This window comes from Marinomonas polaris DSM 16579 (assembly GCF_900129155.1).
GTDB lineage: Bacteria > Pseudomonadota > Gammaproteobacteria > Pseudomonadales > Marinomonadaceae > Marinomonas > Marinomonas polaris.
In genome coordinates this window covers 79,864-105,954 of the sequence record NZ_FQVF01000006.1, presented here as the reverse complement: position 1 = coordinate 105,954, position 26,091 = coordinate 79,864, and the positions used below count along the sequence as shown (strand labels likewise).

The 26,091-nt window shown below is 41.4% G+C and carries 24 protein-coding genes; 16 read left to right on the top strand and 8 right to left on the bottom strand.

Annotation, left to right across the window (positions count from 1 at the left end):
• Positions 1-87 precede the first annotated feature (87 nt).
• From BUA59_RS07495 to BUA59_RS07455, 9 genes are all read left to right on the top strand, one after another.
• Positions 88-969: an NAD(+) kinase gene (locus BUA59_RS07495; protein ID WP_012069864.1), complete on the top strand. Its 882-nt coding sequence runs from the start codon at positions 88-90 to the stop codon at positions 967-969.
• Positions 970-1,029: 60 nt separating this feature from the next.
• Positions 1,030-1,899, top strand: coding sequence for a rhomboid family intramembrane serine protease (locus tag BUA59_RS07490; RefSeq protein ID WP_072839099.1), 870 nt, complete (start codon positions 1,030-1,032; stop codon positions 1,897-1,899).
• Positions 1,900-2,001: 102 nt separating this feature from the next.
• Positions 2,002-2,283: a YeaC family protein gene (locus tag BUA59_RS07485; protein WP_072839098.1), complete on the top strand. Its 282-nt coding sequence runs from the start codon at positions 2,002-2,004 to the stop codon at positions 2,281-2,283.
• Positions 2,283-3,107, top strand: a complete 825-nt coding sequence (locus tag BUA59_RS07480; protein ID WP_072839097.1) for a DUF2797 domain-containing protein — start codon at positions 2,283-2,285, stop codon at positions 3,105-3,107. Before BUA59_RS07485 ends, BUA59_RS07480 begins: the two co-directional genes overlap by 1 nt.
• Positions 3,108-3,117: 10 nt before the next feature.
• Positions 3,118-5,751, top strand: coding sequence for an aminopeptidase N (gene pepN, locus BUA59_RS07475; protein WP_072839096.1), 2,634 nt, complete (start codon positions 3,118-3,120; stop codon positions 5,749-5,751).
• A 180-nt stretch (positions 5,752-5,931) separates the two neighbouring features.
• Complete coding sequence (locus tag BUA59_RS07470; RefSeq protein ID WP_072839095.1) at positions 5,932-7,524, top strand: coiled-coil domain-containing protein; 1,593 nt, start codon at positions 5,932-5,934, stop codon at positions 7,522-7,524.
• Positions 7,525-7,685: 161 nt separating this feature from the next.
• Positions 7,686-11,423 carry a methionine synthase gene (metH, locus tag BUA59_RS07465; RefSeq protein WP_072839094.1) on the top strand — a complete coding sequence of 1,246 codons (3,738 nt, stop codon included), beginning with the start codon at positions 7,686-7,688 and terminating at the stop codon, positions 11,421-11,423.
• A gap of 89 nt (positions 11,424-11,512) precedes the next feature.
• A complete protein-coding gene (gene cobO / locus BUA59_RS07460) occupies positions 11,513-12,121 on the top strand; it encodes a cob(I)yrinic acid a,c-diamide adenosyltransferase (protein ID WP_072839093.1) in 609 nt (202 codons plus the stop codon).
• Positions 12,122-12,230: 109 nt separating this feature from the next.
• On the top strand, positions 12,231-12,584 hold the full coding sequence (locus BUA59_RS07455; RefSeq protein WP_072839092.1) for a RidA family protein: 354 nt from the start codon (positions 12,231-12,233) through the stop codon (positions 12,582-12,584).
• 71 nt (positions 12,585-12,655) lie between these two features.
• Here the strand turns inward: BUA59_RS07455 and BUA59_RS07450 are convergent, their stop codons facing one another.
• Positions 12,656-13,150, bottom strand: coding sequence for a Crp/Fnr family transcriptional regulator (locus tag BUA59_RS07450; protein ID WP_072839091.1), 495 nt, complete (start codon positions 13,148-13,150; stop codon positions 12,656-12,658).
• Positions 13,151-13,450: 300 nt separating this feature from the next.
• On the opposite strand from BUA59_RS07450, the gene BUA59_RS07445 reads away from it, so the two are divergent.
• Positions 13,451-15,037 carry an ABC-F family ATPase gene (locus BUA59_RS07445; RefSeq protein ID WP_072839090.1) on the top strand — a complete coding sequence of 529 codons (1,587 nt, stop codon included), beginning with the start codon at positions 13,451-13,453 and terminating at the stop codon, positions 15,035-15,037.
• Positions 15,038-15,125: 88 nt separating this feature from the next.
• On the opposite strand, the gene BUA59_RS07440 is transcribed toward BUA59_RS07445, so the two are convergent.
• The 4 genes from BUA59_RS07440 to BUA59_RS07425 all read right to left on the bottom strand — a co-directional run bounded on the left by BUA59_RS07440 (position 15,126) and on the right by BUA59_RS07425 (position 18,371).
• A complete protein-coding gene (locus BUA59_RS07440) occupies positions 15,126-15,968 on the bottom strand; it encodes an MOSC domain-containing protein (protein ID WP_072839089.1) in 843 nt (280 codons plus the stop codon).
• A 141-nt stretch (positions 15,969-16,109) separates the two neighbouring features.
• Positions 16,110-17,276, bottom strand: a complete 1,167-nt coding sequence (locus tag BUA59_RS07435; RefSeq protein ID WP_072839088.1) for a type III PLP-dependent enzyme — start codon at positions 17,274-17,276, stop codon at positions 16,110-16,112.
• 266 nt (positions 17,277-17,542) lie between these two features.
• Positions 17,543-17,962, bottom strand: coding sequence for a DUF6691 family protein (locus BUA59_RS07430; protein ID WP_072839087.1), 420 nt, complete (start codon positions 17,960-17,962; stop codon positions 17,543-17,545).
• Positions 17,963-17,972: 10 nt separating this feature from the next.
• Positions 17,973-18,371: a YeeE/YedE family protein gene (locus BUA59_RS07425; RefSeq protein WP_072839086.1), complete on the bottom strand. Its 399-nt coding sequence runs from the start codon at positions 18,369-18,371 to the stop codon at positions 17,973-17,975.
• Between the two features lie 224 nt (positions 18,372-18,595).
• On the opposite strand from BUA59_RS07425, the gene BUA59_RS07420 reads away from it, so the two are divergent.
• Positions 18,596-19,066: a DUF6942 family protein gene (locus BUA59_RS07420; RefSeq protein ID WP_072839085.1), complete on the top strand. Its 471-nt coding sequence runs from the start codon at positions 18,596-18,598 to the stop codon at positions 19,064-19,066.
• Positions 19,060-19,503: a tellurite resistance TerB family protein gene (locus tag BUA59_RS07415; RefSeq protein ID WP_072839084.1), complete on the top strand. Its 444-nt coding sequence runs from the start codon at positions 19,060-19,062 to the stop codon at positions 19,501-19,503. Before BUA59_RS07420 ends, BUA59_RS07415 begins: the two co-directional genes overlap by 7 nt.
• Positions 19,504-19,580: 77 nt before the next feature.
• Here the strand turns inward: BUA59_RS07415 and BUA59_RS07410 are convergent, their stop codons facing one another.
• Complete coding sequence (locus BUA59_RS07410) at positions 19,581-20,165, bottom strand: Fe-Mn family superoxide dismutase (protein WP_072839083.1); 585 nt, start codon at positions 20,163-20,165, stop codon at positions 19,581-19,583.
• 158 nt (positions 20,166-20,323) lie between these two features.
• Here BUA59_RS07410 and BUA59_RS07405 point away from each other — a divergent pair, with 158 nt between their 5' ends.
• From BUA59_RS07405 to cysN, 3 genes are all read left to right on the top strand, one after another.
• Positions 20,324-21,247: a hypothetical protein gene (locus tag BUA59_RS07405; RefSeq protein ID WP_072839082.1), complete on the top strand. Its 924-nt coding sequence runs from the start codon at positions 20,324-20,326 to the stop codon at positions 21,245-21,247.
• A 224-nt stretch (positions 21,248-21,471) separates the two neighbouring features.
• Positions 21,472-22,377, top strand: a complete 906-nt coding sequence (gene cysD / locus BUA59_RS07400) for a sulfate adenylyltransferase subunit CysD (protein ID WP_072839081.1) — start codon at positions 21,472-21,474, stop codon at positions 22,375-22,377.
• 18 nt (positions 22,378-22,395) lie between these two features.
• Positions 22,396-24,009: a sulfate adenylyltransferase subunit CysN gene (gene cysN / locus BUA59_RS07395; protein ID WP_072839080.1), complete on the top strand. Its 1,614-nt coding sequence runs from the start codon at positions 22,396-22,398 to the stop codon at positions 24,007-24,009.
• Positions 24,010-24,074: 65 nt separating this feature from the next.
• Here the strand turns inward: cysN and BUA59_RS07390 are convergent, their stop codons facing one another.
• Both BUA59_RS07390 and BUA59_RS07385 read right to left on the bottom strand, forming a co-directional pair.
• Positions 24,075-24,815, bottom strand: coding sequence for a siderophore-interacting protein (locus BUA59_RS07390; protein WP_072839079.1), 741 nt, complete (start codon positions 24,813-24,815; stop codon positions 24,075-24,077).
• Positions 24,816-24,825: 10 nt separating this feature from the next.
• A complete protein-coding gene (locus BUA59_RS07385) occupies positions 24,826-25,272 on the bottom strand; it encodes a MarR family winged helix-turn-helix transcriptional regulator (protein WP_072839078.1) in 447 nt (148 codons plus the stop codon).
• 211 nt (positions 25,273-25,483) lie between these two features.
• Here BUA59_RS07385 and BUA59_RS07380 point away from each other — a divergent pair, with 211 nt between their 5' ends.
• Positions 25,484-25,975 carry a GreA/GreB family elongation factor gene (locus BUA59_RS07380; protein WP_072839077.1) on the top strand — a complete coding sequence of 164 codons (492 nt, stop codon included), beginning with the start codon at positions 25,484-25,486 and terminating at the stop codon, positions 25,973-25,975.
• The last annotated feature ends 116 nt before the right edge of the window (positions 25,976-26,091 follow it).

The window sequence follows — 26,091 nt, the reverse complement described above, 5'->3', positions numbered from 1 at the left end:
TGTAAAACCCATGCGAAAAATAAAAACCGTTATAAATACTTTAGTGGGTTGATTTGTTTACATCGATAGACGGGAAGAGAATGACACATGAGTCTTTTTAGACGTGTTGGTATTATTGCTCGATTAGATAAACCTCAGATTCTTGATACGGTTAAGAAACTGATGGAGTATCTTCAAGAAAAAGACATTGCGCCGGTGCTTGAAGACCAATTGGCGACCATGATGCCGGGCGTGAAAGTCGCATCTTCGGCATTAAAAGAGTTAGGTGATCATTGTGATATGGTCATGGTAGTGGGAGGTGACGGTAGTTTCCTTGGTGCTGCTAGAGCAATATGTAATTACGACATTCCTGTGCTAGGTATCAACCGAGGTACGTTGGGTTTTCTAACAGATATCTCTCCACACAATCTTCAAGAAGAATTAGATCCTATTTTTCGTGGTGAATACCATGAAGAAAAGCGCTTTATGATTGAAGCGAAAATCAAGCGTCAGAATCGTCCTAGTGGCGAAGGTATTGCGCTCAATGATTTGGTTCTTCACCCTGGTAAGTCTGCTCGAATGATTCGTTTTGATCTATTTATAGACGATCAGTTTGTGATGAATCAAAAATCAGACGGTTTAATTGTTGCCACGCCGACAGGCTCAACGGCTTACGCGCTATCTGCTGGTGGCCCTATTATGCTGCCTAAATTAGATGCCTTAGTCTTGGTGCCGATGCATCCGCACACGTTAAGTAATCGACCTATCGTGATTGATGCAAATGCAAGAATCCGCATTGTAGTATGTGAATCTAACCTTACTTACCCAAGCGTCAGTTGCGATGGCCAGCTTAATATTACAGCAGCACCAGGGGATGAGATCCACATCACTAAAAAAGCCGGTGGAATTCGACTAATACACCCTAAAAATCATGACTTTTATAACGTGTGTCGTGACAAGCTAGGTTGGCAATCAAGTTACCGACCTTAAACCGTTGGGTTATAGTTAAATTTTTAATCATTTTATAAATATATCCTCTTTAGGGGCTCCATGTATTTTGTCTATCAGTTCAAAGAAACAGAAGACCCTAAAGGGTTAACCGAAGCCTTGTGGCACCATAAAGTTGCACACCAAATTATTTTCAAAGATGGTCATAATGAATTGTGGTTGTTGGATCCAAGCCAATTCCCCGCAGTTGAACAACTTATGACGATTTGGAAAGACGATCCAGCGTTGTTGCAGCAAGCCAAACCAGCTTCTGTAGTTAGAGCAACCTCTAAAGGTGGGGTTCTTTCTCAGCTCAAACTGTCGCCAGTAACGACAATCTTATTATTGTTAACTTTGCTGGTGGCGGTGATTACTCAACTTGGCGCAGACATCAAGACAGTTGGCTACTTTTCTATCAGTCCATTCGATATTAAAAATGGGCATATTTACTTTTATGATTTGGCTGAAGTCTTCTCTAAAGGTGAGTATTGGCGTTTTTTCACTCCAGCATTATTGCATTTTAGTGTGCTCCATATTGTCTTTAACACCTTATGGATCTGGGATATTGGCGGTAAATTAGAGCGTATTCTAGGATCGGTCGTTTGGAGTGTTGGTGTTGTCATCATTGCTGTACTAAGTAACGTTTTACAGTATCAGATAAGTGGTTACCCTTTGTTTGGTGGTTTATCTGGTGTGGTGTACGGTTTAATTGGTTTTGCATGGCTTTTGCCTGTTTTAAGTAAGCGCTGGCCAATCATTATCAGCAAACAATTGATGGTGTTCTTTGTGGTTTGGCTGGGTATAGGTTATACGCCTTTTCCTGAAATGTTAGGTCTTGGCAGTATTGCCAATACGGCTCATACCATTGGTTTGCTGTCAGGATTAGTGCTTGGTGTTATTTATTGGCTCGTGACAAAACACCGTCAAAGTTAGTTAGGCTGGGCCTTTGCCTGTATTTCAACTTATAGATTTCACTTTATATTTTACTTATCAGATTTTAACAACAGCCTGCTTGAACGCGGGGAGATACGAAAAATGAATTTTAAAGAAATGATCGACAATATGTCGCCTGAAGTGTACGTCAGACTGAAACAAGCAGTAGAACTTGGTAAATGGCCCAATGGTGTGAGATTGACGCCTGATCAAACAGAATTATGTCTTCAAGCTGTTATAACTTATGACTACAGCAATAAAGAAGAAAAAGATCGTGTTGGTTACATCGACACCACAGGTCATAAAAACGTCGGTAAAAAAGACCCTGCTAAAGAACAAGACACCATTAAATGGGTTGGCGATGGTCCTGAGGGACAAGTTTGATGTTGCAGGGCAATCTTAAAAAAATGTCGACTGAGGTTCATGATGGCCAAGTTTATTACCATCTGAATTTGGGGGATGATCGTGTGTTGGTTAATGACCTGCTGGGTAAAAAAGTCTCTTTGCATCTTGATGGAACGATTCATTGTGTTAATTGCGGCAAGGTAACAAAGAAATCGTTTAGCCAAGGTTTTTGCTTTAATTGCTTTCGGAAATTGGCCGCTTGCGACACTTGCATCATGAGTCCAGAAAAGTGTCACTTTCACTTAGGAACCTGCCGAGAGCCTGAATGGGCTGAGCAGTATTGCATGCAAAGCCATTATGTTTATTTGGCTAATTCATCAGCTTTAAAAGTAGGCATCACTCGAGGTGATCAATTGCCTACGCGATGGATTGATCAAGGGGCAACACAAGCTAGGGCTTTGTTTAGAGTACAAAACCGTAGAATGTCAGGCTTAGTCGAAACCTTATTTAAAACCCAAGTGGCGGATAAAACTAATTGGCGCAATATGCTCAAAGGATCATCCATTGAGATGGATCTTGAGCAAGAGCAAGAACGTTTAATTGATCGACTTTATGAAGGACTGGATTCCTTGCAACATGAATTTGGGTTGCAGTCCATTACCGATTTATCCGATGAAAATGAAACTCATGAATTTACCTACCCAGTTTTAGAATACCCAACCAAAATTACCAGCCTTAACGCAGAAAAAACGCCTCTCATCGAAGGTACTTTGATGGGGATTAAAGGCCAATATTGGATGCTAGACACTGGCGTGATAAACATTCGTAAATACACTGGTTATCAAGCGACACTGAACTTTTAGGAGAGAGCACATGAAAGAGAGTCAACCTTCAGCGATTTATTTGAAAGACTATAAAGTCCCTCCTTTTCTAATTGATAAAACAGAACTCACATTTGATCTAGATGAAGCGACAACGATCGTTACTTCTCGTCTGCATATGCGCCGTAATCCAGCCTTTGGTAAATCGACAGCACCTTTGATTCTAGACGGTGGTGAAGACGTTAAACTGATAGGTGTTGCCATGGATGACTATGCGCTACCTCCAGAGGAGTACCGAATCAGTGAAGACAAACTGATTATTACAGCGACCGCGGATGAATTTGTTCTGACCTGTGAAACCTTGATTGAGCCGCAAAACAACACACGCCTAGAAGGTCTATATCGTTCGTCTTCTATGTTCTGTACACAGTGTGAAGCCGAAGGTTTCCGCCACATTACCTATTACCTCGATCGTCCTGATGTAATGTCAGTGTTTACTACCACTATCATTGCTGACGAAGCCCGTTATCCAGTGATGTTATCTAACGGTAATGAAGTGGAGCGTGGTAAAACTGATGAAGGCAAAACGGTTGTTGTATGGCACGACCCATTCCCTAAGCCTGCTTATCTTTTTGCTTTGGTTGCAGGGGATCTTGCGGTAAAAAATGATGTGTTTACGACACAGAGTAAACGCGATATTAAACTGCAAATTTTTACTGAGTCTCATAACATCGACAAAGTCGATTACGCAATGGAAGCGCTAAAACGCTCTATGAGTTGGGATGAAGAAACCTACGGGCGCGAATACGATCTGGATATTTTTATGATCGTTGCCGTGGATGATTTCAATATGGGTGCGATGGAAAACAAAGGGCTGAATATTTTTAATTCGTCTTGTTTGTTAGCCAGCCCAGAAACTACAACCGACGATACCTACTTACGCGTAGAAGCGATTGTTGCTCACGAATATTTCCATAACTGGTCCGGTAACCGTGTTACTTGCCGTGATTGGTTTCAGTTGAGCTTAAAAGAAGGTTTTACTGTATTCCGTGATCAAACCTTCTCTGCAGACATGCATTCCGAAACAGTGAAACGTGTAGAAGACGTTTCTTTCCTTAAAACAGCGCAATTTGCTGAAGATGCGGGTCCAATGGCTCATCCTGTACGTCCAGCATCCTTCATCGAAATTTCTAACTTTTACACTCTGACTGTCTATGAAAAAGGCGCGGAAATTGTCCGCATGATTCATACATTGTTAGGTGCTGAAAAGTTCCGTGCTGGTTCAGATTTGTATTTTGATCGTCACGATGGACAAGCCGTGACCTGTGACGATTTTGTTGCTGCAATGCAAGATGCATCTGGCTTTGACCTTTCTCAATTCAAACGCTGGTACTCTCAAGCAGGTACGCCGATTGTTACAGTGACAGATAGCTTTGACGAGGCAACAGGAACGTATCGTTTAACGATGAAACAAGATACGCCAGTCACTCCAGGTCAACCAACAAAATTACCACTGCATATTCCGGTCCGTGTTGGTTTGCTTGATGAGCAGGGCGTAGCTTTGTCTGCTGAAGTAAATGGTGTTGTTGCAGAAGATCATGTGCTGCATTTGAAATCTAGCGAGCAAGAGTTCGAGTTTAGCGGTTTAACCGCGAAGCCTGTGCCATCTTTACTACGCGGCTTTTCAGCGCCAGTGAAATTACGTTATGACTATTCTTCTAAGGATTTATTGCTATTGTTGTCTGCAGATTCTGATGGTTTTAACCGCTGGAGTGCATCGCAACAATTGGCAGTTAACGAAATTACCACGTTAATCAATCAGGCAATTGAAGGAAAAGCACTATCTATCGATTCTCAATTAGTTCATGGCTTTAAGGCCTTATTAAATGATGAAACGCTAGACCCAGCCATGGTTGCATTGATTCTGGCTTTGCCAAGCCAAGCGTATTTATCTGAGCTAGCAAATCCAATTTATCCAGCCGCTATCAAACAAGCTCGCCAATATTTAAAAATTCAGTTGGCGAATGCATTGTCGCCTGACTTTGAACGTGTTTATCGCAAACATAAAATCCAAGGTGAATACAAAGCGACTGCGCAAGATATAGCTCATCGTTCCCTGAAAAATATAGCGTTATCTTATTGGCTTGAAGCTGATAGTGAGCTTGCTCAGCAAGAGGTTGTGACGCAATTCAAGACTGCAAATAACATGACAGATCAATTTGCTGCGCTTTCTATTGCTGTGAATTCTCAACATAATAAGGCAGCGGAGCTACTGGCTGCTTTCTATGAGCAGTGGAAGTCTGAGCCATTGGTTGTGAATAAATGGCTAATGTTAAGTGCAAGCCAAGAGCAACAAACAGCGTTGGCTACCGTCAAAGATTTGATGGCACATCCTGCTTTTGATTTGAAAAACCCAAATAAAGTACGCTCTGTCTTGGGTGGATTTGGCCAAAGTGTTGCTGGCTTTCATAAAGAGGATGGCAGCGGTTACCATTTCTTGGCTGATCAAATCATTGTGTTAAATAAGCGTAATCCGCAAATTGCTTCTAGACTTTGTACACCATTAACTCGCTGGAAAAAAATGCAGCCAGAGCTAAGTGTCATGATGAAAGCTGAACTTGAACGTATTTTAGCGGAAGATTTGTCTAAAGATGTTTATGAGGTGATTTCTAAAAGTCTCGCCTAACAACACTGACTAATACATTAAGTTAATTAAAGCCCTTGTGGATTTCACCCCAAGGGCTTTTTTATGGTTTGTTTGATATTGTTTGAAGAATTGTCTTTACTACTTCTTTGCATTCTATACTTAATTCTGGCATAAGAGTGGTAACCTATTGTCGACCTTGAGTTTATTAAGGAGCGAAAAATGAAAGCACGTACGACGATTTTGATTCCTATTACCTTAGGCCTAATGATGTCTGCCTGTACGACATCCTCACGCCAGCAAACTGACTCTGTTATTGAGCCGACTGCAAGTTCTACCGAATCAGTATCTCAAACCACACCTCAAGCCCCAGTTGTTAGCGCAAAAGAAATGGAATTAGAAAAAGAGGTAGGGGCAAAAAACTCTCTTATTGATTCCCTACAAAAACAACTTGCGAATAACAAAAGGCAGCTTGCTTCCTTAAATAAATCTCTTGATGAAAAAGACATCATCATAGCTAAGCTGCAGAAGTCACCGTCAAGCGCCAATTCTTTAGCGGTATTAGAAGAGCAAAAGAAATTACGAGAATCGCTTGAATCACGCTATGCCGCATTAAAATTAGATAATGATTTACTCATGCGTCGTATCGGTCAGTTGGAAAATGAAAACTCTTCATTAAAACAGCAGGTTTCTAGCTTAGAAAATTTGCCTACATCACAAGATGACTTTAAACAAAGCTATTTTGCTTTGTTAGGCGACAATGCTGAATTACAAGGTAAATATGCTAATTTAGAAGCTGACAATCAAGCCAATCAAAAACGACTTACAGCCCTTAAAAAAGAAAATTTGATGTTAGGTGGTGCTTTATCTGACGCAAGAGCTCAGCATCAAGTTTTATGGGACAAAATTCATTCGTTAGGTGGTGATGACTCTGCTCGCTCCGAAAAAGTGCCGCAATTGAGCACTCCAATTATTCAGCCTGTTGCGAATAATAATTCAGATTACGAGCGTGAAAATTCGCAGATGCGGATTGAGCTGGCTGACTTAAAAAACCAACTGGTAAGGCAAAAATCGCTTATTGAAGAATATAAAAGTGATGTCTTGAAGTTGGAATCAGCACTTGATGAAGGTGCTGATTATGAGGCTCGCTGGAAAGATCTTGATAATAAACTAGCTCAAGCTCAACAAAATAACACAGTGCTAACCGCTCAGCTTAACGCTGCTGGAGAAGAACTTGCTGCCAGTCAAGCGGAACTTAGTGCATTGTCTGCTCGCCTAGCCAGTACTCAACAAGCGTTGGAAATAAACGAAAATAGTGGTATCTCAGTAACCGCAGCAATAGAAGCTTTGCAATCGCAAATGAGCTCCGCATTGCAGAACGTACAGTGGCAATTACCTAATGAAATTGCTCTGCATAATAATTTTGAAATTTTGGTTTCTGCAGACGTTCGTCCTTCGCTTTCCGGCCAGGTCTATCAAGCAGAATTAGTCACTGACAGTGATATTCAAATGATCAGTGATCGCATCGCTAGCGCAGTCGTTCAAAATGGTCGTTTGCAATGGCGTTGGCGCGTAGCTGGATTAAATGAAAAGCCGGAAGCACAACTTAATCTATTTGTTAGTCAGCAAATCGCCTTCCAAGATCAAACGATTCAGCGACAAGTATATCGAGGTAATGAAACCTTATCTTTGATCAATACTAACTTGTTTGAAAAATACGGTTATTGGGGTATCGCAATTTTGCTTGGCTTATTAGGTGGTTTTCTTATTGGCCGCATTAACAAATCAAAAAATAATCAAGCACTGAATTCTTAAAACCTCTGCGACATTTAAAAAATGGCGAAGCTAACCTTGATTTGTTGGCTTCGCTTTTTTCTTACCCTCGGATCATTCAACTCCTCATTACTTTTTTTCAACGCGCAAAGCAGCACTTTTCGGTATAGTACGTTTGCATATTCTTTTTTGAGGTGGTGAGAGTGGTAAAGTCCGATTCGTATTCTATTATTGAGAAACGACTAGCTGAAAACGTATTGATTCTAGATGGCGCTATGGGCACCATGATTCAGGGATATAAACTAGAAGAACAAGATTATCGCGGTGAACGTTTTGCTGAATGGAATAGTGACTTAAAAGGCAACAATGACCTGCTTTCTTTGACGCAACCAAAGATAATCAAAGACATTTATTCCAGTTATCTTGCTGCTGGCGCGGACATCATTGAAACCAACACTTTCAACGCAAATTATATTTCCATGCTGGATTATCACATGGAAGATCTCAGTTACGAGCTGAATTTTGAATCGGCTCGCTTAGCTCGTGAAGCTGCTGACGAATTCACCAAACAAAACCCAAATAAACCTCGCTTTGTTGCTGGTGCTGTTGGCCCGACTAGTCGTACTTGTACTATTTCTCCTGATGTTAACGATCCTGGGTTTCGTAACGTACATTTTGATGAGTTAGTCGACGCTTATACCACTGCTGTCGATGGCTTAATCAAAGGTGGCGTTGATATCATCTTAATTGAAACCATCTTCGATACGTTGAATGCGAAAGCCGCTATTTATGCAGTATTAGACTATTACGAGAAAAACTGTGTTCGTTATCCAATTATGATTTCTGGCACTATCACTGATGCCTCTGGTCGTACTTTATCCGGTCAAACCACGGAAGCTTTCTGGAACTCGATTTCTCACGCTAAACCTATTTCTGTTGGCTTGAACTGTGCTTTAGGTCCAAAAGAATTACGTCAGTATGTGGAAGAGCTATCACGCATTGCCGACACTCACGTATCTGCTCACCCTAATGCTGGTTTGCCTAATGCCTTTGGTGAATACGACGAATCGCCAGAAGAAATGTTAGAAGAGATTCAAGGGTGGGTAGACTCTGGTTTTCTGAATATCATCGGTGGTTGTTGTGGTACGGCACCTGCGCACATTGAAATTTTTGCAAAAGCGTTTGCAGACGCTAAACCTCGTGTTATTCCAGTAATCGAAAAAGCCTGTCGTTTGTCTGGTCTTGAACCGTTTAATATCGATGGTAATAGCTTGTTTGTAAACGTTGGTGAAAGAACCAACGTGACTGGTTCTGCTATGTTTAAGCGTCTTATCAAAGAAGGTGACTTTGATACTGCTTTGGATGTGGCTCGGCAACAAGTTGAAAACGGTGCGCAGATCATCGACATCAACATGGATGAAGGCATGTTGGACTCGCAAGCGGCGATGGAGCGATTCCTTAAACTCATCGCATCTGAACCTGATATTTCTCGTGTGCCTATCATGCTTGACTCTTCTAAGTGGGAAATCTTAGAAGCCGGATTGAAATGGGTTCAGGGCAAAGGCGTCGTTAACTCTATTAGTATGAAAGAGGGCGAAGAGAAGTTTCGTGAGCAAGCTCGCAAGCTAATGAAATACGGTGCAGCTGTTATCGTCATGGCGTTTGATGAGGCCGGTCAAGCAGATACTCGAGCGCGTAAAATTGAGATTTGTCGCCGTTCGTACCACATCTTGGTCGATGAAGTTGGCTTCCCACCAGAAGACATTATTTTCGACCCCAATATCTTTGCTATCGCGACAGGTATTGAAGAACACAACCGTTACGCCTTGGACTTTATCGAAGCTACGGGTGATATCACTCGTGAATTGCCTTATGCCAAAGTGTCTGGTGGCGTTTCTAACGTATCTTTCTCGTTCCGTGGTAATAACCCTGTTCGTGAAGCGATTCACGCCGTGTTCTTATATCATGCGATCAAACAAGGTATGACAATGGGTATCGTGAATGCAGGGCAACTTGCTTTGTATGAAGATATCCCAACGAAACTTCGCAATGCTGTAGAAGATGCGGTGCTTAACCGTACACCTGATGCAACAGACAACCTGCTCGCTATGGCCGGAGAGTTTGCTGGTACTGGCGAAGTAGCGGAAAAAGAAACCCAAGAATGGCGCGGTCTACCTGTGTCAGAGCGTCTTAGTCATGCTCTAGTTAAAGGTATAACAGAATTCATTGATGAAGATACGGAAGAAGCGCGCCAAGCCTTTGCGCGTCCTTTAGAAGTAATTGAAGGGCCGTTAATGGATGGAATGAGCATAGTCGGTGACTTGTTTGGTTCCGGTAAAATGTTCTTGCCTCAGGTAGTAAAATCAGCACGAGTGATGAAAAAAGCTGTTGCCTACTTGATGCCTTATATCGAAGAAGAAAAACGTCTTAACATGGACACCGCATCGTCTAGTAATGGCAAGATCGTTATGGCGACCGTAAAGGGCGATGTACACGATATCGGTAAAAATATTGTTGGCGTTGTTCTGCAGTGTAACAATTTCGAAGTTATCGACCTTGGTGTCATGGTTCCTGCTGAAAAAATCTTACGCACCGCAAAAGAGGTTGGTGCTGACATGATTGGCTTGTCTGGCTTGATCACACCATCGCTTGACGAAATGGTGCATGTAGCAAAAGAAATGGAACGCCAAGGCTTTGATTTACCGGTGATGATCGGTGGTGCAACTACGTCGAAAGCGCATACCGCGGTAAAAATTGAACAAAACTACAAACGCAATCAAGTGGTCCATGTTACCAATGCGTCTCGTAGTGTTGGTGTGGCAAGTGCCTTGTTGAGCAAAGATAAAGAGCGTCGTCAGAAATTTGTCGATGAGATCAAAGCCGATTACGAAAAAACACGTATTCGCTATAAAGATCGAGCCAAAGCAGGTCGTCGAGTCTCTTTGGATAAAGCGCGTCAGAATAAAGGTCCAATTGCGTTTGATGGGAGTAACGTAATTCAGCCTAAAAAGCTTGGTATCACAGTACTAACTGAAAACGATATTAATCTTAATCAGGTTAAAGATTACATAGACTGGACGCCATTCTTCCAGACATGGGAATTGGCTGGCGCTTATCCACGCATTCTTACCGATGAAGTGGTAGGTGTCGAGGCAACGCGTGTCTTCGAAGATGCATTGAAGATGCTAGATGAAGTAATCGCTACTAAGTGTTTGCAAGCTCGCGCGGTGGTTGGTTTATTCCCTGCTAACCAAGTAAATCACGATGATATTGAAATTTATGCAGATGAATCTCGTAGCGAAGTCGTCGAACGTTTGTCTTTTCTTCGAATTCAAAACGAGTTAACGGCTCCGGGGAAATATAACCACAGCTTAGCGGATTTTGTGGCGCCAAAAGAAAGTGGTATGGCGGATTATATTGGTGCTTTTGCCTGCGCTGCAGGTTTTGGAATTGATCCTCTTGTGGCGAAATATGAAGCAGATCATGATGATTACAACTCTATTATGATTAAGGCGGTGGCTGACCGATTAGCTGAAGCAACCGCAGAATATTTACACGAAAAAGTACGAAAAGAATTCTGGGGCTATGCTGAAGCTGAAGAATTAACCAACGAGCAGTTGATCAAAGAAAAATACCAAGGTATTCGTCCGGCACCAGGCTATCCAGCTTGTCCTGATCACACCGAAAAAGCCAAGCTTTGGACTTTACTGGATGTGAAAGAAAAAATTGATATGGAGATCACTGAGAGCTTTGCCATGTTACCAACGGCGGCGGTAAGTGGTTGGTATTTCGCTCATCCAGATGCAACTTACTTTGGTGTTGGTAAGATCGGGCCAGATCAAGTGGATAGTTATGCAGAGCGTAAAGGTATGAGTAAGGATGATGCTGAGCGTTGGTTAGCGCCTAATCTTGGTTATGATCCTGAAGACGATCGTATCTAATTTTTTTTATAGTCTCTTTTTTTGACCAAACCTAATCTGTGTCGCTAGTACGCGCAGATTAGGTTTTTCTATTTTTAAAGGATATTTACATGTCAAAAACTATTAAAGATCCAGATCAACACAAAAAACGCATGCAAGCGATTAAGTCACATGTTGATAAACGTATTGCCAAAGCCCAAGAAGATAAAGGCACGTTTGTCCTTTTAACTGGTAATGGCAAAGGCAAATCTAGCTCGGCGTTGGGTATGGTCGCCCGTGCTTTGGGACATGGCATGAAAGTCGGCGTGGTTCAGTTCTTGAAAGGTGAATGGAACACGGGGGAAATTGATTTCTTTAAGCAGCAAAAAAATGTGCAATGGGAAATCATGCCAGCAGGATTTACATGGGAAACACAAAACCGTGATTTCGATATCGCTTCTTCAGTGCAAGCATGGGAAAAAGCCGCCGCTATGTTGACTGATCCAAGTATCGATTTGGTGGTTCTCGATGAATTAACCTACTTATTACATTATGAGTATTTACTTGAAGATGATGTACTTAAAGGCTTGATGAATCGCCCTGAAAATCAGCATCTTGTGGTAACTGGTCGCGGTGCTTCAGATGCTCTGATTGAATTGGCTGACACGGTCAGCGAGATAAAAGAAGTAAAACATGCATTTAAGCGAGGCATTAAAGCTCAAAAAGGGCTGGAGTTTTAATGCTTTGTCGTTTTATATTAGTCGGCTAGTAATTTTATCAAGAGTTTTATAGAACACATTCTAATAATAAAGTTATGATTTTTTAACTCTCAATTTAATAGAGGTTTTTATGGCAACCATTGAGCGCATGGAAGTTGGTCAACGCATGAGTCGTATCGTTAAGCACAATGAAACGGTATACCTTTGCGGCCAAGTTGGTGCTGATGCGAATACGGACATTACTGAACAAACACGAACCATGTTAGATAAAGTGGACGTTTTGTTAGAGCAATCAGGGACAGATAAATCCTATATTTTATCTGCTACTATTTATCTTCGTGATATGAAAGATTTTACAGCGATGAACGCAGTTTGGGACGCGTGGATTCCTGAAGGGCATGCTCCAGCTAGAGCTTGTGTAGAAGCACGATTGGCAAGACCAGAGCTATTGGTCGAAATATCTGTTGTTGCTGCTTTAAAATAATACGCTGAGATAGGCTGGAGTCTTGAGCGCCAGTCTATCTTTAATTTGATTTTACAAACCTTTCTATCTCCTTAGTTTCTTTTTACCACTACATCGTTCTCCACCAAGGCATTACTTAATACTCGAATGGTTCTTGCCATATCGCGTGATAAGTTCATTAACAAAATTCCAAAATCGAATGGGTATTGGTCGTGAAAGTCACTGAATAGCTGACTGGATATTTCGAGCAATAAGCTGTCTTCTAATGCGCAAAGACTACCAACTCGCTCATGCAATGCAATCATCGATACAAAGCCAATTGCTTCACCGAAGCAAATTGTTCTAGTCCGTAGCTTTTTCTCGCCATGTTGCTTATAGAAGTCCAACTTGCCATGTAATACGGTATGGAAGCTGCCACCCTTGCTGCCATAAGAAAAAATCTCATCGCCTTTGGATACTTTGTGTAAAACGCCTTCATTCAATAGAAACTGAATAGAAGCTTCCGATAAAGCACCAAAAATAGAGCCTTCTTTCAAATGCTCTGGCGATATATCGTATTGTGATTCTGTTGCTAGGACGGTTTTCATTTCTCTCTCCGTCTATGTGAGTTCTTATTATATCATCGGCCAAAAAAATCATTTCTGAATAGCCAATAGGCTTATATTAGTTTTAGGCTTATTTGGGCTAAAACAGTAGTATCGTTTTGTATTCTATTTATAGTTTTTGGACTATGTCTGTAACAGTAAGTTCGCCTTTTTTTGGTAATAAATGCTTTCGCTCTTAAAGAGTCGAGTCAATCTGTGCGATAATGTGCGGATCAGCTTTGCTCTGACGATTTAGTCTACTAAGAGCACAATTATTTACCTCATGATAAACGGAAGAATACTTTGTTAACGACGGCTAACATCACCATGCAATTTGGTGCAAAACCTCTTTTTGAAAACGTCTCTGTCAAATTTGGAGAAGGAAAGCGTTACGGTCTTATCGGCGCGAATGGATGTGGTAAATCCACTTTCATGAAAATTCTAGGTGGCGATTTGGAGCCAAGCTCAGGAAACGTTTCAAAAGATCCAAATGAGCGTCTTGGTAAATTGAAACAGGATCAATTTGCTTACGAAGATTATTCTGTTATTGATACCGTTATCATGGGTCACACAGAGCTTTGGGCAATCAAGTCTGAAAAAGATGCTATCTATGCTAATCCTGAAATGACAGAAGCGGACGGCTTACGTGCAGGTGATCTAGAAGCAGAATTTGCTGAAATGGACGGTTACACTGCTGATGCTCGTGCAGGAGAGTTATTGCTAGGTGTTGGTATTCCTACCGAGCAGCATTATGGTTTGATGAGCGAAGTAGCTCCAGGTTTAAAGCTGCGAGTCTTGTTGGCTCAAGCCTTGTTTTCTGATCCAGAGATTTTGTTGCTGGACGAGCCAACAAACAACTTGGATATCAACACTATCCGTTGGTTGGAAGGTGTTTTGGTAGAGCGTAACTGCACCATGATCATTATTTCCCATGACCGTCATTTCTTGAACTCTGTTTGTACTAACATGGCGGATTTGGATTACGGTGAGTTGCGTTTGTTCTCTGGTAACTATGATGAATACATGACTGCGGCGACTCAAGCTCGCGAGCGTCTATTGTCAGACAACGCGAAGAAAAAAGCCCAAATCAACGAACTAAAATCGTTTGTAAGCCGATTCTCTGCCAACGCATCTAAATCTAAACAAGCAACATCTCGCGCTAAGCAAATAGATAAGATTCAGCTTGAAGACGTAAAACCTTCTAGCCGTCAGAATCCATTTATTCGCTTCGAGCAAGAGAAGAAACTACACCGTATGGCAGTGCAAATTGAAAACGTTGCTAAATCATATGATGAAGAATTATTCAGCGGCTTAAATATGATGGTTGAAGTGGGTGAGCGTATCGCGGTTATCGGGCCAAACGGTATCGGTAAAACAACTTTGCTAAAATGTTTGGTTGGAGATACCGAATTAACCAAAGGTAGTGTGAAGTGGTCAGAAAATGCCAACATTGGTTACTATGCGCAGGATCATCATCACGAATTTGAAAAAGACGTTGATTTGATCGAGTGGATGGGGCAATGGGCGCAAGAAGGTGACGATGAGCAAATCATTCGCGGTACTTTAGGTCGTCTTTTATTCTCTCAAAACGACATTAAAAAATCCGTTAAAGTACTTTCTGGTGGTGAACAAGGTCGTATGTTGTTTGGTAAGTTGATGCTACAAAAACCTAACGTTCTCGTTATGGATGAGCCAACAAACCACATGGACATGGAGTCGATTGAATCATTGAACCTAGCTCTTGATAATTATCCAGGCACTTTGATTTTTGTCAGTCATGACCGTGAATTTGTATCGTCTTTGGCGACTCGCATTGTTGAAGTAACCAGCGATGGTATTGTCGACTTCCACGGTACTTACGACGAATACTTGGCTAAAATAGAAGCCTAAGCCAAGAAATTGTGTTCTCGTTACAAAAAAGAAGGCCAAGTGCCTTCTTTTTTTATGTGTCTTTGATTACTAGAGTTACTTAAAGTATTTAAGCCTTACGTCTGTCTACGTAGACTTCTGGTTCTTTGTATTCAATAACTTGAACCTCGTCGCCCACATTAACCATCCCAGTATTTAGTGCTATCATATTAAGGCCAAAAGTAATGCTTTCCTTATCGAGCAGACGAAATTTGGCTAACGTTTTAAGGGGCTCGCCTTTTTTACTTCGTTGCGCCGTGATTGGATTCAATGTTGTGAAAATACAGCGCTCACAAGGCTTAACGTTCTCAAACTCCACCTCACCAATACGAATTCGCTTCCAGCTATCTTCTTCAAACGGCTTATTGCCTTTAATAACCAAATTTGGGCGAAATTGCGCCATTTGAATATCTTCAGGGCAAGTTCTATTGAGCTCAGCCAGAGAAGCTTCAGTTGTTAATAGGAAAGGATAACCGTCAGCAAAACCTACAGGGACTTCAGGCCTTCTTTTGGTAAAGCGTTCAGATTTTTCACCAAAATACACTAATTTTACTGTTTCGCCAGCTATCTCACTAAACCATGCATTAACTTCTTCTTGAGCAAGCTGTGCGTTGACTGAATTGTCCCAAACTGTGACTTCTAAATAATCACTGGAAAAAGCGGATAAATCGAGAGATAGGCCATGAATGAGTTCCGGATGTGAAAGCTGCCACGCACCGTTTTTACTAGGCTTAGCCGTTACTAATGTTAGGTTAGGGTGCTTTCGACCAGTAATGAATTCGCCATCAGCTTTTACTAGCATGTAACGTCGATCTCCATAAAGTCCGGCACTCTCAACTTGACTTGACGATAAAGAGATACCTTGGATGGATTTTATTGGATATATAGCTAGTTCACTTAGGGTGTACGGCATGGGTGCTCCATTTTGTGCTTTTTTGTGAGTGGCTTTTATTATTGCCCAACAGGAAAATCATTCCAATAAAAAAGCCCCAGAAAATGAATTTCTGAGGCTTTCGTTTTCTAGCTATTTAAGTGAATAGCTTACAAAAAGTACTTACAAGTAGTATGAAGCCAATGGCGGGAAGCCGTTAAATTCTACTGCGCTGTAGGTTGTTGTATAGGCACCAGTTGATAGCCAGTACATACGGTCACCAATAGCCAGGTTCAGTGGTAGGCCATATTTGTAGTTTTCATACATAATATCGGCGCTGTCACAGGTTGGGCCAGCGATAATAACTTCTTCTAGCTCGCCACCTTTTTCAACATGAATCGGATACTTGATAGATTCATCTAGCGTTTCAATAAGGCCTGAGAATTTGCCGACGTCAGTGAATATCCAACGATTTAGTGCTGTATGTGATTTACGAGAAATCAAAACTACTTCGCTGACTAGAACGCCTGCGTTAGATATCAAAGAACGGCCAGGCTCTAGAATAATGCGAGGTAAATCAGTCCCAAAATCTTCTTCCAAGAAGCGCGTAATTTCTTCTGCATAGGTTGCAAGGTCATTAGTACGAGCAATATAGTTTGCAGGGAAGCCGCCGCCCATATTGATCATTTCTAAAATGATGCCATCTTCTTCTTTAAGACGTTCAAAAATCACTTTAACGCTAGCGATCGCAGCATCCCATGCGCCGATATCGCGTTGCTGAGATCCGACGTGGAAAGAAATACCGTAAGGAATCAAACCAAGTTCTTTTGCAAGTACCAGTAAGTCCATCGCCATATCTGGACGGCAGCCAAATTTACGAGATAGTGGCCAATCAGCTGTTACTGTGCCTTCAGTCAAGATACGAACATAAACGCGAGAGCCTGGAGCTGCTTTCGCGATGTTACGCAAATCAGCTTCAGAGTCTGTTGCAAACATACGCACACCTTTTTCATAAAAGTAACGTACGTCTTTTGCTTTCTTGATAGTGTTGCCGTAGCTCACTTGATCAGGAGAAATGCCTCCGATTGCAAATAGCTTGTCCAACTCATAACGTGACGCTACATCAAAGTTTGACCCGCGGTCGCGAAGTAGAGTTAGAATTTCTGGAGCTGGATTTGCTTTGATAGCGTAAAAAATATCAGCAACAGGAAAGCCTTTGGTTAGCTCTGTATAGGCTTCATCGATAATATCTGTATCGATAACAACAAAAGGGGTATCTTTGGTTTCAGCAAACGCTTTAAAGCGGGCAAAACGCTCAGGTGTGTAGAAAGAATTGACGTCGATAGTCATGGGCTAAAGGCTCCTTAATTATGCAAAACATAAACCGATTAAATAAGTAAACGCCTTTACCTTCTCCCGTCCTACTTATGGCTGTTACTTATCCGGCTGTAAGGCCTTAAGCGACTAGCGCAGCAGTTGAAGCGGTGCGGATTATGTTCAGCAATGACGCGGGCGAAATTTAAGACGCAAGGCGTCTCGGGTCAAGTATTTTTTCATATTTTAGACTAAAAAAAAGAGACTATAAAAGTCTCCTTTTTATTTAGGGATTTCTAACACTACTTTTGGGTGATGCGTGTCTGGAAGTAATGTAACCCACTGCCAGCAATTAAAGCAGCTACGAAGTAAAAACCTTCGCTTGGATTATTCACTAATGCCGTTAATCCAGGGCCAGGGCAATAGCCACTAATCCCCCAGCCAATACCAAAAAGTGACGAGCCGATAATTAGTTTCGCGTCGATATTACGAAGCGTTGGGACTTGCCATTTACTGGCTAACAAAGGTGTTAAGCGTTTTCCTTTAATAACATAGCCAATCATGCCAACAGCGATTGCGCTTGCCATTACGATGATTAGAGAAGGATTCCAATCGCCAAAAATATCTAAAAAACCAATAACGACAGCTGGATTGGTCATTTCGGAATACGCCAAACCTAAGCCAAATAATAAACCAGCAGCGAGAGTAATAATTGCGTACATAGATATGCTCCTAATTAAGCGCGGCGACAGTAATAATAGCTGCAGCCATGAAGACCAAAGTGGCTACTATTGAGCGAGGGGAAAGTCGCGATATACCACAAACGCCGTGACCACTAGTGCATCCACCACCGAGTCGTGTTCCATAACCGACCAGTAGCCCGGATACGATCAAAAGAAGAGGGCTTCTTGCTTCCGGAAAAGCAACGGTTTGCTCTGTTAGAATACCGTAAGCGCTACCACCGATGATTAATCCTGCAATGAATAGAAATGGCAAAAATCGTTCTTTGCTAAAAAGTAGCTGAGATAGTATCCCGCTAATACCAATCACTTTTCCGACACTGAGAAGGTATATTGTGGTTGTGAGGCCAATTAATAGGCCGCCTACGAGTGGGTTAAAAATAGTATCCATAATTGGAGTCCTTTAGGTTATATAAGACTATTCTAATTTATATTAATAAGAAAAGTCTAATATAATGTTGGCAAAATAGAGTTTTATTCTTGGTTTTATTGATCTAGATAAAAAGTAAGTTATTAAGATTGCCGAGTTAGCAGCCAGTTGCACAGTCTTTACCTATTGACTAGCAGATATTAAAAAGCACTCACTGTATTCTTATGAACATTAAGGAGTCTCAGATGAACGAGTTGTGGCTAGGTGCTTGCGTAGACGAAGCCAATTATGTATTTCTTTTGCCAAACAGACCTGTTTTGCCGGATCCAGTTGATATTGGTTTTTTAAAGAAGCCTGATGTTTCTATCTTAATTGATCTAAATGGTAATCACTGGCGTAAAATATTTACGATCATGGCAAAGTTAGCTGCGCCCTCTTATGATTCATGGAAAGTCTTTCGCGATAAAGAGCTATTAACTAAAGTAGGCATTGCGTTTTCTTTAGATCAGCTTCGTGACTATAGAGGCGTTGTTTTTATTGTTGGAAATACATTTAGAGAAGGGCTGCCTGTAGTTAGTTCTGCGCAAGAAATCGGAGAAGTGCACACTTCTTTTGTTTACCTACCGTATGTTTGGTGTCCATACCTAGATTATAGGCAATTTCCTAATATTCTAATTGAAGCTCTACGTGAGTATATTTTGGAGAAAAAATGTTAAAAGCTTTAAAAAGTCTTTTCAGTCTTCCTGTAGAGCAGGGTGAGCAAATATCTTATCAGAAAGCTGTGGCGGCTCTACTTATGGAAGTTATGCTAGCTGATAATGAAATAAATGAACAAGAAGAAGGCCAGGTGAAGCGCTTCCTTCGTGAAGTAAGTGAATTGGGGGATGATATAGACATTCTCTATGAGGAGGCTCGTTCTGGTGTAGATCAAGCAAACGACCTTTATCAATTCACCAAGGTTATTAACGAAACTGCGACTCTAGAGCAAAAAATGTTGCTCTTAAAAGCTCTGTGGCGTGTTGCGCTTGCTGACGGAGATCTTGACTCATATGAAGATCATCGCATTCGTACAATCAGTGAGTTGTTATTCATGCCTCATTCCGAATTTATTCAGGCAAAACTATTTGTGCTGAATGAAATGAAAGCAGTTTAATTTTAAGCAAAAAAACGCGGCTCTCGCCGCGCTTTTTGACTGGTCTTACTATAATTCTATTTTAATAAAAAATAGAATTATGCTGCGAAGTTCGCTGCTGCGAATTCCCAGTTAGCTAGCGCCCAAAAACCTTTTAGGTAGTCAGGACGAACATTGCGGTAATCAATGTAGTAAGCGTGTTCCCAAAGATCCACTGTAATGATAGCTGTTTGACCGTTTGTCATAGGCGTTGCTGCATTACTAGTGTTTACGATTTCTAGAGAGCCGTCAGCGTTTTTAACTAACCAAGTCCAGCTAGAGCCGAAGTTATTGACCGCTTTGTCATCAAATGCAGCTTGGAATTCCGCGAAAGAGCCCCATTTTGCACTGATTGCATCCGCTAGAGCACCAGTTGGCTCGCCGCCGCCATTAGGGCTTAAGCTATTCCAAAAGAAAGTGTGGTTCCAGATTTGAGCTGCATTGTTGAAAACAGGGCCCGCTGGAGCAGATACGATGATCTCTTCAAGCGTTTTATTTTCGTATTCAGAACCAGGAACTAAGCCGTTTAATTTAACAACATAAGTGTTGTGATGCTTGCCATGATGGTATTCAAGCGTCTCAACAGACATATGAGGCTCTAGTGCGTCTTTAGCATAAGGAAGAGCGGGTAATTCAAAAGCCATTTCAATTCTCCTTGCTTTTAATTAACGAAAAATGCTTGTTATCAAGCAGTTAATGGTGCTTATATAGTAGCACTGAACAACTGAAGATAATATTCTTTAGGTCTGTTCACTAACGAATTTCCATAATTTCTATTAATAGTGACTATATAAGATTTTCCATGCGTAGAGACGATGATGTTGAGATCCCAAGCCTGACTCTGGATCAAGATGAAGTCAGCGATAGAAGGCCGTCCGGTGCAACAGCGCAAAAAGGCCATACCACTCCCACTCCTGCAAAACCAGCCCATGCACCTACTATTGTTCATAAAAAGCCTAGCTTAGCGGGTATATATATTTTATTGATACTTATACTAATTGCTTCGGCCGGAGCTGGATATTGGTTATGGCAGCAAAATATGCAGCTGCGTAATGAGCTGTATGGTGCGAAAAGTGAGATACAAAATTTAGATCATCAGCTTCTAGCAGCTGATGTTTCGGCTAATAAGCAAGGTGAAACCCTAGAAGAGACGTTGAAGAATCACGAGAGTGAGATTCGTAAGCTCTGGGGTGTTGCTTACGATACTAATAGGAAGTCGATAGCTACTAATGATGCAGCGATTGATGAACTTCAGAAAAAGCTTTCATCATTACGAGATACTGTTTCGACTCAATCCAAGCGCATTGCGGTACAAGCCGAAGCCTTTAATGAGGTTGAGGCTGGTTACAACAAGCTTGTTCCCTCTGTCGCTTCTATAGATGAAACAGTGAAAGCAATTGCAACGAAACAAGATGACCAAGCAAAACGATTGCAGTCGTCTGAGAAGCAAGTTCTTGCCCAAGCAGGACAGAACGAAGCTCAAGCCTTGAGTTTGGATCAGATTTCACAGGATTTAGTTACTTTGCAGAAAAAAGTAGCTGCTATAGAAAAACGCACAGCAGATACTAGTTCTACAGATGTGGCGAAAATTCAAGACACATTAGCTAAGCATCAAGATGCGATTAACTCGAGCGACGCTTTCAGAACTCAAGTTAATGGCGAAATCATCCGTCTACGTAAGCAGATTAATCAGCTGATGCTAGAGCAGCAACTCAGCTCTCAGTAAATTACTTCTAATAGATTTAAAAAGGCCGATTTATCGGCCTTGTCTATTTTTAGAGCTGCTACTCATTTTTTAGTTTTTTCCCTTCTTGGCCACTATAAAGGTTTTACTTATAAAGCTTTTTTAATATGCATATTCTACTAAAGTCTAGATGAGGTGCTTTTTATAACCTAAAGGCATGTTATAGTTCAAAAAATGCTGAAGCCTGACAACAGAGATGGGAAATTATGACAGAGGCAAGACTTACTCACTTAAAACAGCTAGAAGCCGAAAGTATTCATATTATACGTGAGGTGGCTGCTGAATTTGATAACCCAGTAATGCTTTATTCAATTGGTAAAGATTCTGCAGTAATGCTGCATCTTGCCATGAAAGCGTTCTATCCTGGCAAACCACCGTTTCCACTAATGCATGTGGATACTGGTTGGAAGTTTAAAGAAATGATCACTTTCCGTGATGAAATGGTGGCTAAGCTTGGCTTGGAGCTTATTGTTCATCAAAACCAAGAAGGTGTTGAGCAAGGCATTGGGCCTTTTACGCACGGTAGCTCAAAGCATACTGATGTGATGAAAACACAAGGTCTTAAACAAGCTCTAGACAAATATGGCTTTGATGCTGCTTTTGGTGGTGCGCGCCGTGATGAAGAGAAATCTCGCGCTAAGGAGCGTGTTTATTCCTTCCGCGATAAACAGCATCGTTGGGACCCAAAAAATCAGCGTCCAGAGTTGTGGAATATTTACAACGGTAAAGTAAACAAAGGCGAAAGCATTCGTGTTTTTCCACTGTCTAACTGGACTGAGCTTGATATTTGGCAATATATATATTTAGAAAGCATTCCAATTGTTCCTCTTTATTTTTCTGAAAAACGCCCAGTAGTTGAGCGTGACGGTACCTTGATCATGGTTGACGATGATCGCATGCCTTTAAACGGTGAGGTGCCTGAGATGAAGTCTGTTCGTTTTCGTACGCTCGGCTGCTATCCATTAACGGGAGCAGTTGAATCAGAAGCGGCATCTTTACCTGAAATTATTCAGGAAATGTTGCTAACAAGAAGTTCAGAGCGTCAAGGGCGAATGATTGACCATGATTCATCTGGGTCAATGGAAGAGAAGAAGAAACAAGGCTATTTCTAAGTTTGGAGTAAAGAAAGAATGTCTCACCAATCAGAATTGATCAGCCAAGACATACTTGGTTATCTGAAACAACATGAAGAAAAAGACTTATTACGTCTTCTTACCTGTGGCAACGTCGATGATGGAAAAAGTACATTAATCGGTCGCTTGCTTCATGACTCTAAGTTAATTTATGAAGATCATCTAGATGCCGTTAAGCGCGACAGCAAGAAGTCTGGGACACAAGGTGAAGAGGTTGATTTAGCTTTGTTAGTGGATGGCTTGCAAGCAGAGCGTGAGCAAGGCATCACAATCGATGTAGCTTACCGCTATTTTTCGACTGAAAAACGTAAGTTTATCATTGCTGACACACCTGGGCATGAACAATACACTCGTAATATGGCGACAGGCGCCTCTACTTGTGATCTTGCTATTATTTTGATTGATGCTCGTTACGGAGTACAAACTCAAACCCGTCGCCATAGCTATATTGCCTCTCTATTGGGTATTAAGCATGTTGTGGTTGCGATTAATAAAATGGATTTGGTTGAATTTTCTGAAGAAAAATTCAACCAGATTAAAAATGATTACCTTAAATTTGTTGATCAGCTTGGCGATCGCAAACCTGAAGATATTCATTTTGTCCCAATGTCAGCATTACGTGGCGATAACGTAGTAAATGCTTCTGAAAGCACACCTTGGTATCAAGGTGGTCCATTGATGTCGATTTTGGAAACGGTACAAATTAACCGTGATGTTAAACGCGACGCTTTTCGCTTTCCAGTTCAGTATGTTAACCGTCCTAACCTAGACTTTCGTGGTTTCTCAGGAACCATCGCAGCTGGAGCGGTTAAGCCGGGCGATAAAGTGGTTGCTTTGCCTTCAGGTAAAACCTCTACCGTTGAAAGGATTGTGACATTTGATGGCGATCTAGATGCGGCAAAAGCAGGGCAGGCTGTTACTATTACACTTGAAGACGAGATTGATATCAGCCGCGGTGATATGCTTTCGCATATTGGTCAAGAGCCTCTTATTGCAACAACGCTTCGTTCTTCTATTGTGTGGATGGCAGATCAGTCATTGGTGCCTGGTAAGTTGTATGACTTTAAACTAGGAACACAAACGGTTCCTGGTAAAGTTCATCACTTCAATCATCGTGTTGACGTCAATACCCTTGAAGTCAGTAAGATAGATGCATTGGAGTTAAACGGTATTGGTGATGCTGTTATTCAATTCGATGCGCCGGTTGCATTTGATGAATATACAGATAGCCGCTTTACTGGTGCTTTGATCATTATTGATCGTTTAACTAACGTAACAGTTGGCGCGGGCATGGTTGAAGAGGCTGTTGCGGAGCTTGATCAAGATACTGTTGTTAGTGCGGAAGATCGTGCGGCACGACTTGGGCAAAAGCCAGCTGTTATTGCATTAGCAAATAGCGTATTGGCACAAAGTGACGCGCTTGAGCGTTTATTATTACGCCAAGGTGTTGTGGCATTGGTTAAGGCTGATGCGACGGAGCAAGAAGCGGCACTGATTCGTCAAACAGGTGTGGCTTTCTTAGTGGCTGATGCTGCGATAGCTGATTCTCAAATTACTGAATCCTCATTGGATGAAGCGGTAGATTTGATTGTAGAAAGCGTTCAGTTATAACTCAATAAAATACAAAAAAACCAGCTCCGTGAGCTGGTTTTTTTTGTTTTTAGCTCAAACTTGTTTCACGCAGTTGCTTCTGTATCTATTCGCTTGACTTCTTTGTGCTGATCTTCATTGCTGCCTAATTTCCAGTAGCTAGAAATATAGAGATTTTCTTTTTCAATCTTTAGTTCATTTTTAAAAAATGAACGCAATGTTTTCATGCTGCTAAATTCACAAGCTACCCAAACTGATACGCTACCTTCAAGCCTTGATAGTGACTGGATTTGACCTAGTAACAAATTGGAGTTTTCTCCTGGATGAGGATTAATAACCCATTTTAGTTCAATGCCAGAAGGGTGCTTTAAAGGCTGAATGTCTTCTTCTGAAATTGCTTCAAGTATTGCATAGCCTTTGGCATCTTGAGGTAGTTTTGCTAGATTTACGCTAATTGCAGGCAAAGCGGTCATATCTCCCACTAGAATTTGCCAATCAGTAGACTCTTCAATAAGTTTCTTTGGGCCTGGTCCTCCAACTAAAATGATATCATTAGGTTGAGTCTGCTTTGCCCAAGTTGATGCTGGGCCACCATCTTCATGTAGTACGAAATCAATGTCTATTTCATCGGTGCGTTGGTTTCTGATGGTATAGGTTCGTACTAATGGTTTTTGATCACCTCTTGGGAAAATAAGCTTCACATAGCCACTTTCTTGGTCCTCGGGGATAGTCTGTATATTCTCGCCGCCTAGTGTTATTCGTAGCATGTTTGTTGTTACATGCGACTTTCTAATAACCGTTAGTTCACGCGGTAGTGGTCTGCTCATTTTTAGCTCCTTAACTTTGATTGTCGCAAGGCGGAAATTGATCAAGATTGCTTACCATTATTTCTGCAAGGCGTGTGAAGTCTTCTATCTGTTGTTCTGTTAAGTTTTGTGTCATGTTCTCGGTTGCGGTTTGGTCTAACATCGTAATTTTGGTAAGCAGCTCTGCGCCATTCATAGTGAGACTTAATAATTGACTACGATGATTGTCGGGGCTGCGAATTTTTTCAACGTAGCCTGATTGAACTAATTCCTTCAATACTCGAGTGATTTGTGATTTATCGAGTGAAAGTCTATCTGCGATAACCTTGGCACTGCATTTTTCAATCTTATTAATGCACTTAAGAGAGCGTATGTGACTAACAGGGATTGAAATACCTGACTTTAGAGCTGCTTCACGAAGTTGGTGTCGATAGTGGTGCATCAACTTATGAAGAGACTCGCCAATATTTTCTTTCATCTAATCTTCTTACCTGTTTATGTCTGCATATGAGAACGATTATCAATGTAAGCCTATTGGTTGATACTGTCAACTAAGAATTTTTAGTGAGACGGAAAAATCGTAATCCATGTCATTTCGTAGAGTGAGTTGCCAGACCACAGTTAATAGCTTTTCTTATTGAGGCGAATGATTACAATGCGATGATTAGAATTAAATAGATCGATACATAATGAATAAGTGCGATGTGCATAAAGTTGTTACCGCAGCGTTGTTAAGTCGCTATGAGACCGCCAAATGGGCAGCCAAGCAGGCTCATGAGGCCGCTACAAATGAAGAAAGCGTAGCAGAAAATAAATATGATACCTTTGGGTTGGAGGCTTCCTATTTGGCTCATGGACAATCGCAGCGAGTGTTGGAGTGTGAACAAGATTGGTTGATTTTTGATAAGAAGCAGCCAGTTTTATTCAGGGAGGAGGGTGCAATTGATTTGTGGTGTTTAGTCACATTGACAGAGCTTGAATCTCCATACGGTGCTAATAAATATTTTTTTATTTCTCCTTGTGCGGGCGGACTCATTGTCGAAATAAGTGAAAATAAGGTTTATCTTGTAACGCCATCTAGTCCAGTTGGAAAGAAGCTGCTTGGTAAAGTAGTAGGTGATGAAGTTGAATTACTTCAGAATGGTAAGCAAACGGCTTATGAAATAACCACTATTGAATAAAGCTAGCATTGTGAAGGACAAATTTGGCTCAAGCTCTAGAGAGTCAGACTCTGTTCGCATATAATGCCTTGCCTTAAAATATTCTGTTCTTCTATTCGATATATAAAACTCAGTTT

Bases quoted from the DNA above. Each gene is read 5' to 3' on its own strand.
- BUA59_RS07490 (WP_072839099.1), top strand. From the start codon at position 1,030: ATGTATTTTGTCTATCAGTTCAAAGAAACAGAAGACCCTAAAGGGTTA.
- cysD (WP_072839081.1), top strand. From the start codon at position 21,472: ATGACAGAGGCAAGACTTACTCACTTAAAACAGCTAGAAGCCGAAAGT.
- BUA59_RS07450 (WP_072839091.1), bottom strand. From the start codon at position 13,150: ATGAAAACCGTCCTAGCAACAGAATCACAATACGATATATCGCCAGAG.
- BUA59_RS07410 (WP_072839083.1), bottom strand. From the start codon at position 20,165: ATGGCTTTTGAATTACCCGCTCTTCCTTATGCTAAAGACGCACTAGAG.
- BUA59_RS07440 (WP_072839089.1), bottom strand. From the start codon at position 15,968: ATGCCGTACACCCTAAGTGAACTAGCTATATATCCAATAAAATCCATC.
- pepN (WP_072839096.1), top strand. From the start codon at position 3,118: ATGAAAGAGAGTCAACCTTCAGCGATTTATTTGAAAGACTATAAAGTC.
- BUA59_RS07415 (WP_072839084.1), top strand. From the start codon at position 19,060: ATGTTAAAAGCTTTAAAAAGTCTTTTCAGTCTTCCTGTAGAGCAGGGT.
- BUA59_RS07435 (WP_072839088.1), bottom strand. From the start codon at position 17,276: ATGACTATCGACGTCAATTCTTTCTACACACCTGAGCGTTTTGCCCGC.
- cobO (WP_072839093.1), top strand. From the start codon at position 11,513: ATGTCAAAAACTATTAAAGATCCAGATCAACACAAAAAACGCATGCAA.
- BUA59_RS07380 (WP_072839077.1), top strand. From the start codon at position 25,484: ATGAATAAGTGCGATGTGCATAAAGTTGTTACCGCAGCGTTGTTAAGT.
- BUA59_RS07405 (WP_072839082.1), top strand. From the start codon at position 20,324: ATGCGTAGAGACGATGATGTTGAGATCCCAAGCCTGACTCTGGATCAA.
- BUA59_RS07455 (WP_072839092.1), top strand. From the start codon at position 12,231: ATGGCAACCATTGAGCGCATGGAAGTTGGTCAACGCATGAGTCGTATC.
- BUA59_RS07420 (WP_072839085.1), top strand. From the start codon at position 18,596: ATGAACGAGTTGTGGCTAGGTGCTTGCGTAGACGAAGCCAATTATGTA.
- BUA59_RS07485 (WP_072839098.1), top strand. From the start codon at position 2,002: ATGAATTTTAAAGAAATGATCGACAATATGTCGCCTGAAGTGTACGTC.
- BUA59_RS07495 (WP_012069864.1), top strand. From the start codon at position 88: ATGAGTCTTTTTAGACGTGTTGGTATTATTGCTCGATTAGATAAACCT.
- BUA59_RS07425 (WP_072839086.1), bottom strand. From the start codon at position 18,371: ATGGATACTATTTTTAACCCACTCGTAGGCGGCCTATTAATTGGCCTC.
- BUA59_RS07470 (WP_072839095.1), top strand. From the start codon at position 5,932: ATGAAAGCACGTACGACGATTTTGATTCCTATTACCTTAGGCCTAATG.
- BUA59_RS07385 (WP_072839078.1), bottom strand. From the start codon at position 25,272: ATGAAAGAAAATATTGGCGAGTCTCTTCATAAGTTGATGCACCACTAT.
- BUA59_RS07480 (WP_072839097.1), top strand. From the start codon at position 2,283: ATGTTGCAGGGCAATCTTAAAAAAATGTCGACTGAGGTTCATGATGGC.
- BUA59_RS07390 (WP_072839079.1), bottom strand. From the start codon at position 24,815: ATGAGCAGACCACTACCGCGTGAACTAACGGTTATTAGAAAGTCGCAT.
- cysN (WP_072839080.1), top strand. From the start codon at position 22,396: ATGTCTCACCAATCAGAATTGATCAGCCAAGACATACTTGGTTATCTG.
- BUA59_RS07430 (WP_072839087.1), bottom strand. From the start codon at position 17,962: ATGTACGCAATTATTACTCTCGCTGCTGGTTTATTATTTGGCTTAGGT.